Below are 13,721 nucleotides of genomic sequence, written 5' to 3'. Positions count from 1 at the left end.
TGAAGCCCTCCCTCAGGCCTTGGCGGGCCCGGCCGGCGCCGGCCCCTCCCGGGTCGCCCAGGGAGGCCGAACACCCCGGCGGGGTCTACTCCTTCAGTACGGTCGCCTGCCCCGCGACGACCAGCAGGACGTGCTCGCACTCGCCCGCCACCCGGGCGTTCAGCCGGCCCAGCTCGTCACGGAAGCGACGGCCCGAGGCGGTGGCCGGAACGACGCCCGAACCGACCTCGTTGCTCACCAGCACCACCTGGCGGCGGGTCGCGCGGACGGCCGCCACCAGAGCGGCGGTCCGCTCGCCCAGCTCCTGGCGCCCGTGCTCGGCCCAGACCTCGTCGTCCCAGGCCCCGGCCCGGTCCATGGCGTCGGTCAGCCACAGCGCCAGGCAGTCGATCAGCAGCGGAGGCCCTTCCTCGGCGAGCAGCGCGACCAGCTCGCACGTCTCCACCGTCCGCCAGCTCGCCGGCCGGCGCTCCCGGTGCAGGCCGACCCGCTGCGCCCATTCCGCGTCCCCGTTCCGGGTGCCCCCGGTGGCGACGTAGACCACCTCGGGGAAGGACTCCAGCCGCCGCTCCGCCTCGACCGACTTGCCCGAGCGGGCCCCGCCCAGCACCAGCGTGCGGCGCGGCAGGTCCGGCACCGCGCGGTAGTCGCCGACGAGCACGGTGGTCCCGTCCGGTACCGCCCGCGCCCCCGCGGCCGCCAGTCGGCGCTCCAGCTCCCGGCCCGGCGGCACGTCGTGGTCGAGGTGGACGGCGATCACGTCCGTGGCCGGGCCGACGGCCCCGTTCGCCCGCAGCCGGGCCAGCGCCTCGGGGCGGCCCAGCACGTCGGCGAGCACCATGTCGTACGCGCGCTGCCCGGCCCGCCCGGCGGTCCCGGCCGGCGCCCCGCCCGGCGGCAGGTACAGCAGCCGGCCGCCGTCCGGGCCGGTCACCTCGTACCCCGTGCCCGGCGCGTCCATCGGCACCGCCCGCACCCGGTGCCCGGAGATCACCGAGAGCTCCTGCCCGTCCGGGACCCGCCCGGCGGTCGGCAGCCCCGGCGGCAGCTCCACCGCGGGCCCGTCGTGCGGGTGGGTGAGCAGGACCTGCCGCACCCCGGCCAGCGAATGCCCGGCCCGGGCGCCGGCCAGCACCGCACCGGGGGTCAGGTCGAGCAGCAGCGCCCCGTCGACGAGGACCGCCGTGGCGGCGCGGGAGCGCGGCCCGACGCAGACGGCGCAGGCCGCGCAGGGGCAGCCGGGGCGGGGCAGCCCCTCGGGGGTACCGGTGCCGAGCAGAGTGAGTTCCACAGGATGATCCTCCCGCGTCGCGGAGACTGCTGCGCGCCCGGTTACTCTGCGGGCAGACTCAAGGCGAGAAGCGTGTGAGCAGCGGACGAGCAACGGAGGCGGACATGGCGTGGACGTGGCGGTTCGAGACGGCCGAGGGCACCGAGACGAGCCCGTCGGTGGTACCCGAGGAGTTCACCACGCAGGGCGACGCGGAGTCCTGGATCGGGGAGTACTGGAAGGACCTGCTGGAAGGCGGTACCGAACAGGTGAAGCTGTCCGACGACAGCGGCACGGAGCTCTACACGATGAGCCTGCGCTCCGCGCTGGAGGCCTGACCCCTCCGAGTCGTACGGCCCGCCGCATCCGCGGCGGGCCGTACGGCCGGAGTCAGCCCCGGACGCCGCAGAGGTGCAGCAGTGCGGCGACACCCCGGTAGGGGTCGGTGCGGCCGGCCCGGTCCTCGGCGGCCAGCAGCCGCTCCAGCTCCTCGTCGGGCGGCAGCACCTCGCCGGCCTCGGTGCCGTCCGTGAAGACGCGTACGCCGTACCAGGCCTGCAGCGGCGCACCGATCCCCGACAGGGTCGCGGTGAGCCCGGCCAGCCGGTCGGCGCGTACGTCCAGGCCCAGCCGGTTCGTGTAGTCGGTGCTGTCGAAGGCGGCCAGGGCGCCCTTCCAGTCACCGTCCAGCCCGTGCCGCATGGCGAGCGCGTCGCCGTTGCGCACCAGCAGGGACAGCAGTCCGCCCGGAGCCAGCATCCGGGCCAGCCCGGCGAGCATGGCGTCCGGCTCGGGCACGTACATCAGCACCCCGTGGCACAGCACCACGTCGAAGCTGCCCGGAAGGAAATGGGCGCCGGTCTCGCGCCCGTCCCCCTCCAGCAGCTCGACCCGGTCGCGGATCCCGGCGGGCTCCACGGCCAGTGCCTCGCGTGCGACGGCCAGCATGCCCGGATCCTGCTCCAGGCCCGTCACCTTGTGCCCGGCGCGGGCGAGGCGCAGCGCCTGGGTGCCCTGTCCCATGCCGACGTCGAGAACGCGCAAGCGCTGCCCCACGGGGAAGCGCTGCGCGATCTGTTCGTCGACCTGTCGGCCCACGAGCTCCTGACGGACCGCGTTGCGCAGTCCGCCCAGGCCCTCGAGCCACAGGCGTGCCCCCTCGGCGAAACCGTCCCCCGACGCGCCGGGCGTCCCTCCGGTCAGGGCCGTTCCCCGCGCTTGACCTGCGGCTTCGGCAGGCGCAGCCGACGCATCTGCAGGGTGCGCATGAGGCCGTACGCGACCGCGCCGCGGCGCGGCTCGTTCGGGAAGCGCTCATTGAGCGCCTTGCGCAGGCGGAACACCAGACCGATGGAGTCCAGGATGATCAGCGCGATCACACCGAGCCACAGCAGCAGCGCGATGTTCTGGATCGTGGGCTGCCGCACCATGCTGAGCACGAGGATGACCACGGCCAGCGGCAGGAACATCTCGGCGACCGAGAAGCGGGAGTCCACGAAGTCGCGGACGAACCGGCGGACGGGGCCCTTGTCGCGCGTGGGCAGGTAACGCTCGTCGCCGCTGGCCAGCGCCTCGCGCTGCTTGGCCATCTCGGCGCGGCGGCGCTCACGGGCTCGCTTCGCGTCCTCCTTGCGATTGCCGGTCGAGGCCACCACGGCCTTGCGCTGCGACTGTGCCACGGCGCGCTTCGGCGTAGGGCGGCCCTTCGGGGCCTGCGGGTCACGGGGCTGCGAGAGGTCGGCGCTCACCTTGTCGGTGGCGGCGGCCTTCTCTTCCTTGGAGGAGCGGCTACCAAACACAAAACCCAAGCCTACGTGGTTGCGGGCACCCGCCCCACCCCGGTGGGGAACGATCCGGCAACGGCGGGCGTCCTTCCCTGTGCACGGTCCGAGCAGCGGGGCCCGCCGTCCGTACGGTCGGGGACCCACCTACTCCTCTCGCCTGATACGGCGGAGGCGTAGTCGTCCTGGAGGAGGAGCGCATCCGTCCTCGAACAGTGCGGTAATGGAGACAGGGCCCGTACTGTGGGTTCTGTCGGTGACCTGGAGCACAGTCCGTCTAGAAGGGGGCGCGCGAAGCCCATGAGCGGTGTCATGAAGCGTATGGGGATGATCTTCCGCGCGAAGGCGAACAAGGCCCTTGACCGGGCCGAGGACCCGCGCGAAACCCTCGACTACTCGTACCAGAAGCAGCTTGAACTGCTGCAGAAGGTACGCCGCGGCGTCGCCGACGTGGCGACGTCCCGCAAGCGCCTCGAACTGCAGCTGAACCAGCTGCAGGGGCAGTCCGCGAAGCTGGAGGACCAGGGCCGCAAGGCCCTCGCCCTGGGCCGGGAGGACCTGGCCCGTGAGGCCCTGTCCCGCCGCGCCTCGCTCCAGCAGCAGGTCAGCGACCTGGAGGTGCAGCACCAGACCCTCCAGGGCGAGGAGGAGAAGCTGACGCTGGCCGCGCAGCGGCTCCAGGCGAAGGTGGACGCCTTCCGCACGAAGAAGGAGACCATCAAGGCCACCTACACCGCGGCCCAGGCACAGACCCGGATCGCGGAGTCCTTCTCCGGCATCTCCGAGGAGATGAGCGACGTCGGCCTGGCCATCCAGCGCGCCGAGGACAAGACCGCCCAGCTGCAGGCCCGGGCCGGCGCGATCGACGAGCTGCTGGCCTCCGGCGCGCTCGACGACCAGAGCGGCCTCGGCTCCAAGGACGACATCCAGGCCGAGCTGGACCGCCTCTCGGGCGGCACGGACGTCGAGCTGGAGCTCCAGCGGATGAAGGCGGAGCTGGCCGGCGGCCCGTCCGCGCAGCAGCAGGCGATCGAGGGCGGCGCCCAGGGCAACGCCCAGCAGCCGCAGACCCAGCACCGGTTCGACAAGCAGTAGGACGGGGCCGTCATGATCGTCCGCATCATGGGGGAAGGCCAGCTGGACGTGGCCGACAGCCACTTCGCCGAGCTCAACAAGCTGGACGACGAGCTGCTCGCGGAGATGGAGGGCGGCGACGAGGAGGGCTTCCGGCGCACCCTGGGGGCATTGCTCGAAGCCGTCCGGCGGCTGGGCGCGCCGCTTCCGGACGACGCCCTGGAACCTTCCGAGCTGATCCTGCCGGGGCCCGACGCGGGCCTCGACGAGGTCAGGGACATGCTCCGCGACGACGGCCTGATCCCGGGCTGAGACCGGACGCACCGACACGACGACGGGCCCTCCCCTGCCGGGGGAGGGCCCGTCGTCGTGTCGCTTCGCGTGTCCCGGCCCTGCACCGCTCAGTCCGGCGGTGCCGGCGGCTTCTCCAGGGGCACCGGCCGCGGGTCCGGGGCACCGCCGATGAAGTCCTCGAACCTGCGCCGCCGCCGCGTCCAGCGCCGGTCGTGGTGGAAGGCCCGCAGTCCGGCCCTGGCCCGGGCGCGCGGCCGGTTCACGTAGAACCGCTTCGCGTACGGGGAACCGGGCCGGGCCAGCCGGATCGCGCCGACCAGCGCCACGAAGGGGATGACGACGCCGAACAGCGCGGTCCGCGCCTTGCCCTTCCACAGGGCGATCAGCGCGAGGCAGAAGTTCCCGGCCGCGTTCATGACGACCAGCCCGCGGCTCTGGCGCTCCTCGGGGGTCAGGTCGTTCACCCCGAAGGGCACGAACCCGCCCAGGACCAGGGCCACCACCGCGGCCGTCACGACCACGATCTCCACGCTCTTGCGGCCCTGCTCGCTCCAGTAGACGTCGTCCAGGTGCAGGATCAGCGCGAACTCGTCCAGGACCAGCCCCGCACCCAGCCCGAAGATCACGGCCGAGAGGGCCGCGCCGAAGCTGTTGCGGGCGCTGCCGATCGCACCGAACCCGCCGATGATCACGAGGATCACGCCCGGCACCACGTGGTGGATGTGCAGGCCGCCCGGGGTGACGTTCTTGAAGGGGCCGCGGCCGGCCCGGATCATGCGGGTGATCACGCGGGTGACCAGGAACGACGTCACGAAGGACACCAGGGCGAGCAGCATGGGCAGCTTTCCTGGCTCCATGATGTTCCGATACCACCAGTGACCCATACCACTGACTCCCTATTTGGAACGTAATGGGTAATTTACCGTCCGCTCCGAGCGGGTAGCGTTCGCGCCGATGACAGATTCGTTCGACGGTCCGCCCCGTACGCCGCCCCCGGAACGCGCCTCGCTGCGCGACGGCGTCCGCTTCGCCTTCGGCACCCTCACCGTGCTGCCCGCCCGCATCACCCGCTGGGACCGCCCCGCGGCCCGCACCGGAATGGCCTGCGCCCCGCTCGCCGGACTGGTCGTCGGCGCGCTCGCGGCCGTTCCCGGAGTGCTCCTGCTGCTGCTCGGAGCCGGACCGCTGCTCGCGGCGGCCGTCACCGCCGCCGTACCGGCCGCGCTGACCCGGGGGCTGCACCTGGACGGCCTGGCCGACACGGCGGACGGACTCGGCAGCGCCAAGCCGGCCGACGAGGCACTGCGCATCATGAAGCAGTCCGACATCGGACCCTTCGGCGTGATCGCGCTGGTCGTCGTCCTCCTCGTGCAGACGGCCGCCCTGTTCGAGCTGTACGCCGAGAGCTGGGTCCGCGGCGCCCTCGCCGCCGTCATCGCCGCCGTCGCGGCCCGCCTCGCCATGACCCTCGCCTCCCGCGAAGGCGTCCCGCCCGCCCGGCCCGGGGGGCTCGGCGCCGCGGTCGCCGGGGTCGTCCCGCGCCCGGCCGCCGCCGGCCTCGCGGTCCTCGTCACCGCCGCGGCCGCCGCGGCCGCCCTCCCGATCGGCCTGCCCGCCGCGGCCCGGTCCGCGGCGGCGGTCCTGGCCGCCCTGCTCGCCGCGGAGCTGCTGCTCCGCCGCTGCGTGCGCCGCTTCGACGGGGTCACCGGCGACGTGTTCGGGGCCCTGGCCGAGGTGGCGGCGACCACCGCGCTCATCGTCCTCGCCCTCGGCTGAGACCTCCCCGCGTACGCTCACCCCCGTGGATCACACTCCGACGGACCTGCCCTCCGCCGCACCGATCAGGGTGCTGCTCGCCGACGACCAGGCCCTGCTGCGCAGCGCCTTCAAGGTGCTCGTCGACTCCGAGCCCGACATGGAGGTCGTGGGGGAGGCCTCCGACGGGGCGCAGGCCTTCGAACTCGCCCGGCGGGAACGCCCCGACGTCGTGCTGATGGACATCCGGATGCCCGGCACCGACGGGCTCGCCGCCACCCGCATGATCAGCGCCGACCCGGAACTCGCCGCCGTGCGCGTGGTGATGCTGACGACCTTCGAGGTGGACGAGTACGTGGTCTCCGCGCTGCGCGCGGGCGCCTCAGGCTTCCTCGGCAAGGGCGCCGAGCCCGATGAACTGCTCAACGCCATCCGCGTCGCCGCCGCCGGTGAGGCACTGCTCTCCCCGGCCGCCACCAAGGGCCTCATCGCCACCTTCCTCGCCCAGGGCGGCGGCGCCGACCCGGCCGCCGCCGGCACCTCGGCCGGGATCCACGCGGAGCGGCTCGCCGCGCTGACCGTCCGGGAGCGCGAGGTACTCGTACACGTCGCCGCGGGCCTGTCCAACGACGGCATCGCCGGACGGCTGGAGGTCAGTCCCCTCACCGTCAAGACGCACGTGAACCGGGCCATGGCCAAGCTCGGCGCCCGCGACAGGGCCCAATTGGTCGTCATTGCCTACGAATCGGGACTCGTCCGGCCCCGCGTGGAGTAGCGCCGGAGTAGCGGTGGAGTAGTGCCATGTACTACGGACGCGGTATGCCGCACATAAGGACGGCACCTGCGAGCGACGAAACCGGCCCGCTCCATGGGACAGGGTGGGAGTGCCCTCGCGTTCGTCACTGCAGAGAGATCCCATACCCATGTCCTGGCTGTCCCGCTTCAGCCTTGCCCAAAGGGCGTTGGTCGGCCTCGTGTCGATCGTCGCGCTCCTCTTCGGCGCCATAGCCATTCCGCAGCTCAAGCAGCAGCTGCTGCCCTCCATCGAACTCCCGATGGTGTCCGTGCTCGCGCCGTACCAGGGCGCCTCGCCCGACGTGGTGGAGAAGCAGGTCGTCGAACCGATCGAAGCCATGCTCAAGGGCGTCGACGGCATCACCGGCATCACCTCCACCGCCAGCGAGGGCAACGCCCTCATCATGGCCACCTTCGACTACGGCGACAGCGGCACCAAGCAGCTCGTCGCCGACGTCCAGCAGGCCGTCAACCGGGCCCGCGTCCGGCTGCCCGCCGACGTGGACCCGCAGGTGGTGGCCGGTTCCACCGACGACATCCCGACCGTGATCCTCGCCGTCACCTCCGACAAGGACCAGCAGGCCCTCGCCGACCAGCTGGAGAAGTCCGTCGTGCCCGTCCTCTCGGACATCGAGGGCGTCGGCCAGGTCAGCGTCGACGGCGTCCAGGACCTCCAGGTCACCGTCACCCCCGACGAGGCCAAGCTCGCCGCCGCCGGCCTCGACGGCTCCGCCCTCGCCCAGGGCCTCCAGGCGGGCGGCGCCGCCCTCCCCGCCGGCTCCTTCGACGAGGCGGGCAAGAACCGCACCGTCCGCGTGGGCAACGGCTTCACCTCCCTCGCCCAGGTCGAGGACCTGCGGCTGAGCCCCGGCCCGGGCAGGCCCGCGGTCCGCCTCGGCGACGTCGCCGTCGTCAAGCAGGAGCCGGCCAAGGCCGTCTCCATCACCCGCACCAACGGCAAGCCCAGCCTCGCCCTCGTCCTGACCATGGACAAGGACGGCAGCGCCGTCGCCATCTCCGACGCCGTCAAGGACAAGCTGCCCGAGCTGCGTTCCACGCTCGGCGCCGGCGCCGAGCTGACCGTCGTCAGCGACCAGGGACCGGCCGTCGCCAAGTCCATCTCCAGCCTCACCACCGAGGGCATGCTCGGCCTGCTCTTCGCGGTGATCGTGATCCTGGTCTTCCTGGCGTCGCTGCGCTCGACGCTGGTCACGGCGGTCTCCATCCCGCTGTCCGTGGTCCTCGCGCTCATCGTGCTGTGGACCCGCGACCTGTCGCTCAACATGCTGACCCTCGGCGCGCTGACCATCGCCATCGGCCGGGTCGTCGACGACTCGATCGTGGTCCTGGAGAACATCAAGCGCCACCTCGGCTACGGCGAGGAGCGCGAGGCCGCGATCATCACCGCGGTCAAGGAGGTCGCCGGCGCGGTCACCTCCTCCACGCTCACCACCGTCGCCGTGTTCCTGCCCATCGGCCTCGTCGGCGGCATGATCGGCGAGCTCTTCGGCTCCTTCTCGCTCACCGTCACCGCGGCCCTGCTGGCGTCGCTGCTCGTCTCGCTGACGGTCGTTCCGGTGCTCTCGTACTGGTTCCTCAGCGCACCCAAGGGCGTCACGCGCGGGGACGCCGAGAGCGCGGCGCAGGCCCGGCGCGAAGCCGAGGAGAAGGAGGCGCGCAGCCGCCTCCAGCGCTTCTACGTACGGGTCCTGGGCTTCGCCACCCGGCGCCGCCTGACCAGTGTGGCCATCGCGGTGGTCGTCCTCCTCGGCACCTTCGGCATGACCCCCCTGCTGAAGACCAACTTCTTCGACCAGGGCGAGCAGGACCTCCTGACGGTCAAGCAGGAGCTGGCCCCGGGCACCTCGCTGGCCGCCTCCGACGAGGCGAGCCGCAAGGTCGAGAAGGTGCTGGGCTCGGTCGACGGCGTCAAGAGCTACCAGGTCACCGTCGGCTCCTCCGGCTTCCTCGCGGCCTTCGGCGGCGGCACCGGCTCCAACCAGGCCTCCTACCAGGTCACCCTGAAGAACGCCGGTGACGCCGAGGCCGTGAAGAAGCGGATCGAGGACCAGCTGGCCGCCCTCGACGGCATCGGCGAGACCCGCATCGCGGCCGGCGACGCCTTCGGCAGCCAGAACCTCAGCGTGGTCGTCAAGGCCGGCGACGGCGAGGTCCTCGCCAAGGCCGCCGAGCAGGTCCGCGCCGAGGTGGCCAAGCTGGACAACGTCACCGACGTGCAGAGCGACCTGTCCCAGTCCGTGCCCCGGATCTCGGTGACCGCCACGCCCAAGGCGGCGGACGCGGGCCTGAACCAGGCCGCGCTCGGCGCGATCGTCGCCCAGGCCGTCCGCGGCAACCCGGCCGGCAAGGCCGTACTGGACGACACCGAGCGGGACATCGTCATCAGGTCCGCGCAGCCGGCCACCACCCTGGCCGAACTGCAGGCGCTGCCGGTCGGCCCGGTCAGGCTCGGCGACATCGCCGAGGTCAAGGAGGTCCCCGGCCCGGTCGCGATGACCCGGATCGACGGCGCCCGCGCCGCGACCATCACCGCGCGCCCGCAGGGCGACAACACGGGCGCGGTCAGCACCGAGCTGCAGACGAAGCTCAAGGCCCTGGACCTGCCCGACGGTGCCACGGCCTCCATCGGCGGCGTCTCCGAGGACCAGGACGAGGCGTTCGGCTCCCTCGGCCTCGCCATGCTCGCGGCCATCGCCATCGTGTTCATGCTGCTGGTGGCGACCTTCCGCTCGCTCGTCCAGCCGCTGATCCTGCTGGTGTCCATCCCGTTCGCGGCAACCGGCGCGCTCGGCCTGCTCCTCGTCACCGGCACCCCCATGGGCGTCCCGGCGATGATCGGCATGCTGATGCTCATCGGCATCGTCGTGACCAACGCGATCGTCCTGATCGACCTGGTCAACCAGTACCGCGCCCAGGGCCTCGGCGTCGTCGAGGCGGTCGTCGAGGGCGGCCGGCACCGTCTGCGCCCGATCCTCATGACGGCCCTGGCGACGATCTTCGCGCTGCTCCCGATGGCGCTCGGCGTCACCGGCGAGGGCGGCTTCATCTCGCAGCCGCTCGCGGTCGTCGTGATCGGCGGCCTGGTCAGCTCGACCCTGCTGACGCTGCTCCTGGTGCCGACCCTCTACACGATGGTCGAGCTCCGCAAGGAGCGCCGCCGCGCGAAGAAGACGGCCCGCCTGACGGCGGTCCCGCCGCAGGACCGGCCGGAGGAGACCCCGGCCAAGGTCTGACCGGTGGCGCGGGCCCCAGGGGCCCGCGCCGTCCGGCGGCCGGAGCACGCAGAAGGGGCGCCCCCGACCGGGGGCGCCCCTTCTGCGTGTGTTCGCTCCGTACCGGCTACGGGAGGGCGAGCATGCGCTCCAGCGCGAGCTTCGCGAAGCTCTCCGTCTCCTTGTCGACCTGGATCTGGTTGACGAGGGTGCCCTCGGCCAGGGACTCCAGCGTCCACACCAGGTGCGGGAGGTCGATGCGGTTCATCGTCGAGCAGAAGCAGACCGTCTTGTCGAGGAAGACGACTTCCTTGTCCTCGGCAGCGAATCGATTCGCCAGACGGCGGACCAGGTTCAGCTCGGTGCCGATGGCCCACTTGGAGCCGGCCGGGGCCGCCTCCAGCGCCTTGATGATGTACTCCGTCGAGCCGACGTAGTCCGCGGCCGCCACGACCTCGTGCTTGCACTCGGGGTGGACCAGGACGTTCACGCCGGGGATGCGGGCGCGGACGTCGTTGACCGAGTCGACCGAGAACCGGCCGTGGACCGAGCAGTGCCCGCGCCACAGGATCATCTTGGCGTCGCGCAGCTGCTCGGGGGTCAGGCCGCCGTTCGGCTTGTGCGGGTTGTAGAGCACGCAGTCGTCCAGGGACATGCCCATGTCGCGGACGGCCGTGTTGCGGCCCAGGTGCTGGTCCGGGAGGAAGAGCACCTTCTCGCCCTGCTCGAACGCCCACTCCAGGGCCTTCTTCGCGTTGGACGAGGTGCAGATCGTGCCGCCGTGCTTGCCGGTGAAGGCCTTGATGTCGGCAGAGGAGTTCATGTACGAGACGGGGACCGTCACACCGGCGATGCCGGCGTCGGTCAGCGCGTCCCAGCACTCCGCGACCTGCTCGGCGGTGGCCATGTCGGCCATCGAGCAGCCGGCGGCCAGGTCCGGCAGGACCACCTTCTGGTCGTCCGAGGTCAGGATGTCCGCGGACTCGGCCATGAAGTGGACGCCGCAGAAGACGATGTACTCGGCCTCCGGCTTGGCGGCCGCGTCCTTGGCCAGCTTGAAGGAGTCACCGGTGACGTCGGCGAACTCGATGACCTCGTCACGCTGGTAGTGGTGGCCGAGGATGAAGACCTTGTCCCCGAGCTTCTCCTTGGCCGCGCGGGCGCGCTCCACGAGGTCCGGGTCGGACGGCGAGGGCAGGTCGCCGGGGCACTCCACCCCGCGCTCGCTCTTGGGGTCGGCCTCACGGCCGAGCAGCAGCAGGGCAAGGGGCGTCGGCTGGACGTCCAACGGCTGGGCGGTGGTCACGACACGCACCCTTTCTGTTCTGCGACGAGGGATTTCAGGATCATCGCTTCGACTTCTCGTCTACTTGACGCTATCTATCATAACCGCTTCACGTCAGTTTGACGATGCCGATAGTGTCAATGTGACGCATCAGCCCTCGATTCGCCGGGCCCGCGCCCGCGCCCGGTGTGCGAGCATGAATATCTGAAACAAGCGTCGGGTCCCGGAATGAATCCGCGGTCCCGCTCGTTGCCACCGACGGCAAGAGTCCGACGTTTCCCCGCACCCCGCGGGGAGCCGCCCACTTCGGGAGTGAATGCAGATGTCCGTACAGGACGACAAGACCACTGTGAGCGACGGCATCCTCCTGTCCGACGCCGCCGCCGAGAAGGTCAGGACCCTGCTGGAGCAGGAAGGCCGCGATGACCTGGCGCTCCGCGTCGCCGTCCAGCCCGGCGGCTGCTCCGGCCTGCGCTACCAGCTCTTCTTCGACGAGCGTTCCCTCGACGGCGACGTCGTGAAGGACTTCGACGGTGTGAAGGTCGTCACGGACCGCATGAGCTCCCCGTACCTCCACGGCGCGTCCATCGACTTCGTCGACACCATCGAGAAGCAGGGCTTCACGATCGACAACCCCAACGCCACGGGCTCCTGCGCCTGCGGCGACTCGTTCAGCTAAGCCTGAACCGCCCGAACGACGAGGGCCCGCCCCGGTCGCATCCGACCGGGGCGGGCCCTCGCGCATGCCCGGGGGGCGGCTGCCGCGCTACTGCCGGGGGAGCTCCTTGCCCGTCGTGGCGTCCAGCACCTTCCGGTCGCCCAGCGGCTCCTTCAAGGTCACCGACTGGGACTTCTCCTCGGCCAGCATGATGCAGGCCTGACCCGGCTTGTTCGGCGTGTCAGTGATCTTCACCATGACCGACCCGGTCTGCTCCCGCGCCTCCACGGCGTAGGTGCTGCACGGGCTGCCCCAGAAGTTCACCGTCAGCTTCCGGTCGGCCTCCTTGTACGAGAACCCGGGCACGGTACGGCTGCCCGGACCCGGGGTGTTCTCCTTCGCGGACGCCGGCTCGGTCACCGTGTGACCCGGCGCGCCGCCCTGGCCCGCCACCTCGAACAGCCAGGCCGGGACCAGCCCCCGCGCCCCGTCGACCGTGCCCGGAGCCAGCCCGAGCACCGCACCCTTCACCGTCTCGGTGCGCGGCGGCTTCATCGGCCGCGGCTCCGGATTGCACGGCACCGTCTCCGCGGCCCCCGCCGCGGTGTCCGCCGTCAGCGGCACCGCGCTCGCGCAGCCGCCGGGTTCCGGCGCGCCGCCGGCGGAACCGTTCGACCTCGCGTTCAGCCGGGCCAGCGCCTCCACGGCCCCGACCACCGACTGCTCGGCCGCCCGCACCGGCGCCTTCAGCTCACCGTTGCCGCCCACCACCGAGCCGTCCGCGCCGACGCTCACCTTGGTCGACCAGCCCTGCGTGGGCAGCCCGCCGACCACCGGATCCGCCGTCACCACCCGCACCGCGCCCTGCGTGAGCCGGGCGTCCAGCGTGGCCCCGTCCTGGCCCAGGGCCTTCAGCACCGGGGCCGCGGCGGCCTTGGCCGCCTCCTCGGACACCGGCTTGCCGTTCCCGTCCGCGCTCCCGCCGTCCCGGGGGAGCGTGGCGGGGCCGCAGGTGTCCTTGCCGCGCACACAGTCGTCCCCGGCACCGTTGCCCGCGCCGTCGCCGCCCGCCTGGAAGCGGTTGAAGTTCCAGGTGCCCGGGGCCGTACGGGCCACCGTCAGCCGCGGCCCGGAGCCGTCGGCGGCCTCCCCGGCCAGCCAGACGTCCCCCTCCAGCCGCGGCGCGCCCGTCATGCCCAGGGCCGCCGCGAGCCGGGCCACCTCGGCCTCCGCGACCTCCCCGGACACGCTGTAGGCGGGCGCCGTCGCCGGGGCCTCCGGCAGCTTCACGTCGGCCCGGTAGACCACGCCCCCGCCCGACGGATCCGGTTCCCCCGGTGCGATGCCCGGCCCCGAGGGGTCTCCCGCGTCACGGGGCGCGGACGCCGCGCTGTCACCCGTACGACGGGACGCGCCGTCGCTCTGGGCCGCGGACGCCCAGTAGGCGGTACCGCCGCCCGCGAGCAGGACGGCGGCCGCGATCGAGCCGACGACCCAGGCGGGCCGTCGTCGTGTGCCGCTTGAAGTGCCGGGTTCTTCGCTGGTCACTGCATCGCTCCTTCACTTGTCCCGCAGT

13 protein-coding genes are annotated in these 13,721 nt (G+C 72.3%); 7 read left to right on the top strand and 6 right to left on the bottom strand.

Annotated features, from left to right (window positions below):
• Positions 1-85 precede the first annotated feature (85 nt).
• Entirely contained in the window at positions 86-1,291 is a 1,206-nt protein-coding gene (locus E6U81_RS14910) for a bifunctional adenosylcobinamide kinase/adenosylcobinamide-phosphate guanylyltransferase (protein WP_136230560.1), read from the bottom strand.
• A gap of 104 nt (positions 1,292-1,395) precedes the next feature.
• On the opposite strand from E6U81_RS14910, the gene E6U81_RS14905 reads away from it, so the two are divergent.
• A complete protein-coding gene (locus E6U81_RS14905) occupies positions 1,396-1,608 on the top strand; it encodes a hypothetical protein (protein WP_030849308.1) in 213 nt (70 codons plus the stop codon).
• Positions 1,609-1,660: 52 nt separating this feature from the next.
• On the opposite strand, the gene E6U81_RS14900 is transcribed toward E6U81_RS14905, so the two are convergent.
• Both E6U81_RS14900 and E6U81_RS14895 read right to left on the bottom strand, forming a co-directional pair.
• Positions 1,661-2,419: a class I SAM-dependent methyltransferase gene (locus tag E6U81_RS14900; RefSeq protein WP_136230559.1), complete on the bottom strand. Its 759-nt coding sequence runs from the start codon at positions 2,417-2,419 to the stop codon at positions 1,661-1,663.
• 50 nt (positions 2,420-2,469) lie between these two features.
• Complete coding sequence (locus E6U81_RS14895; protein WP_136230558.1) at positions 2,470-3,069, bottom strand: DUF3043 domain-containing protein; 600 nt, start codon at positions 3,067-3,069, stop codon at positions 2,470-2,472.
• A gap of 282 nt (positions 3,070-3,351) precedes the next feature.
• Between E6U81_RS14895 and E6U81_RS14890 the strand changes: the two genes are divergently transcribed.
• On the top strand, positions 3,352-4,146 hold the full coding sequence (locus tag E6U81_RS14890) for a PspA/IM30 family protein (protein ID WP_078658699.1): 795 nt from the start codon (positions 3,352-3,354) through the stop codon (positions 4,144-4,146).
• 12 nt (positions 4,147-4,158) lie between these two features.
• Entirely contained in the window at positions 4,159-4,437 is a 279-nt protein-coding gene (locus tag E6U81_RS14885) for a hypothetical protein (protein ID WP_136230557.1), read from the top strand.
• Positions 4,438-4,526: 89 nt separating this feature from the next.
• On the opposite strand, the gene E6U81_RS14880 is transcribed toward E6U81_RS14885, so the two are convergent.
• Positions 4,527-5,303, bottom strand: coding sequence for a hypothetical protein (locus tag E6U81_RS14880; RefSeq protein WP_136230556.1), 777 nt, complete (start codon positions 5,301-5,303; stop codon positions 4,527-4,529).
• 70 nt (positions 5,304-5,373) lie between these two features.
• On the opposite strand from E6U81_RS14880, the gene cobS reads away from it, so the two are divergent.
• The 3 genes from cobS (at position 5,374) to E6U81_RS14865 (ending at position 10,223) form a co-directional block, all read left to right on the top strand.
• The gene (cobS, locus tag E6U81_RS14875; protein ID WP_136230555.1) at positions 5,374-6,195 is read left to right on the top strand and encodes an adenosylcobinamide-GDP ribazoletransferase; all 822 of its coding nucleotides are present in this window, start codon (positions 5,374-5,376) and stop codon (positions 6,193-6,195) included.
• A gap of 25 nt (positions 6,196-6,220) precedes the next feature.
• Positions 6,221-6,949 carry a response regulator transcription factor gene (locus E6U81_RS14870; RefSeq protein WP_240803808.1) on the top strand — a complete coding sequence of 243 codons (729 nt, stop codon included), beginning with the start codon at positions 6,221-6,223 and terminating at the stop codon, positions 6,947-6,949.
• Between the two features lie 148 nt (positions 6,950-7,097).
• Positions 7,098-10,223, top strand: coding sequence for an efflux RND transporter permease subunit (locus E6U81_RS14865; RefSeq protein WP_136230554.1), 3,126 nt, complete (start codon positions 7,098-7,100; stop codon positions 10,221-10,223).
• Between the two features lie 106 nt (positions 10,224-10,329).
• Here the strand turns inward: E6U81_RS14865 and nadA are convergent, their stop codons facing one another.
• Positions 10,330-11,517, bottom strand: a complete 1,188-nt coding sequence (gene nadA, locus E6U81_RS14860) for a quinolinate synthase NadA (RefSeq protein WP_136230553.1) — start codon at positions 11,515-11,517, stop codon at positions 10,330-10,332.
• Positions 11,518-11,809: 292 nt separating this feature from the next.
• On the opposite strand from nadA, the gene erpA reads away from it, so the two are divergent.
• Positions 11,810-12,166, top strand: a complete 357-nt coding sequence (gene erpA, locus E6U81_RS14855; RefSeq protein ID WP_030010511.1) for an iron-sulfur cluster insertion protein ErpA — start codon at positions 11,810-11,812, stop codon at positions 12,164-12,166.
• A gap of 87 nt (positions 12,167-12,253) precedes the next feature.
• Here erpA and E6U81_RS14850 read toward each other — a convergent pair whose 3' ends face one another.
• Positions 12,254-13,693, bottom strand: a complete 1,440-nt coding sequence (locus E6U81_RS14850; protein ID WP_136230552.1) for a hypothetical protein — start codon at positions 13,691-13,693, stop codon at positions 12,254-12,256.
• Positions 13,694-13,721: the final 28 nt, after the last annotated feature.

It is taken from the genome of Streptomyces sp. A0592 (assembly GCF_004795115.1).
In the GTDB taxonomy this organism is placed as follows: Bacteria; Actinomycetota; Actinomycetes; order Streptomycetales; family Streptomycetaceae; genus Streptomyces; species Streptomyces erythrochromogenes.
Note: the sequence above shows the minus strand (reverse complement) of the source record. Positions and strands in the feature narration are given on the sequence as shown.

Coding starts and splice junctions, on each gene's coding strand:
- E6U81_RS14905 (WP_030849308.1), top strand. CDS start 1,396: ATGGCGTGGACGTGGCGGTTCGAGACGGCCGAGGGCACCGAGACGAGC.
- E6U81_RS14890 (WP_078658699.1), top strand. CDS start 3,352: ATGAGCGGTGTCATGAAGCGTATGGGGATGATCTTCCGCGCGAAGGCG.
- E6U81_RS14885 (WP_136230557.1), top strand. CDS start 4,159: ATGATCGTCCGCATCATGGGGGAAGGCCAGCTGGACGTGGCCGACAGC.
- E6U81_RS14880 (WP_136230556.1), bottom strand. CDS start 5,303: ATGGGTCACTGGTGGTATCGGAACATCATGGAGCCAGGAAAGCTGCCC.
- cobS (WP_136230555.1), top strand. CDS start 5,374: ATGACAGATTCGTTCGACGGTCCGCCCCGTACGCCGCCCCCGGAACGC.
- E6U81_RS14865 (WP_136230554.1), top strand. CDS start 7,098: ATGTCCTGGCTGTCCCGCTTCAGCCTTGCCCAAAGGGCGTTGGTCGGC.
- erpA (WP_030010511.1), top strand. CDS start 11,810: ATGTCCGTACAGGACGACAAGACCACTGTGAGCGACGGCATCCTCCTG.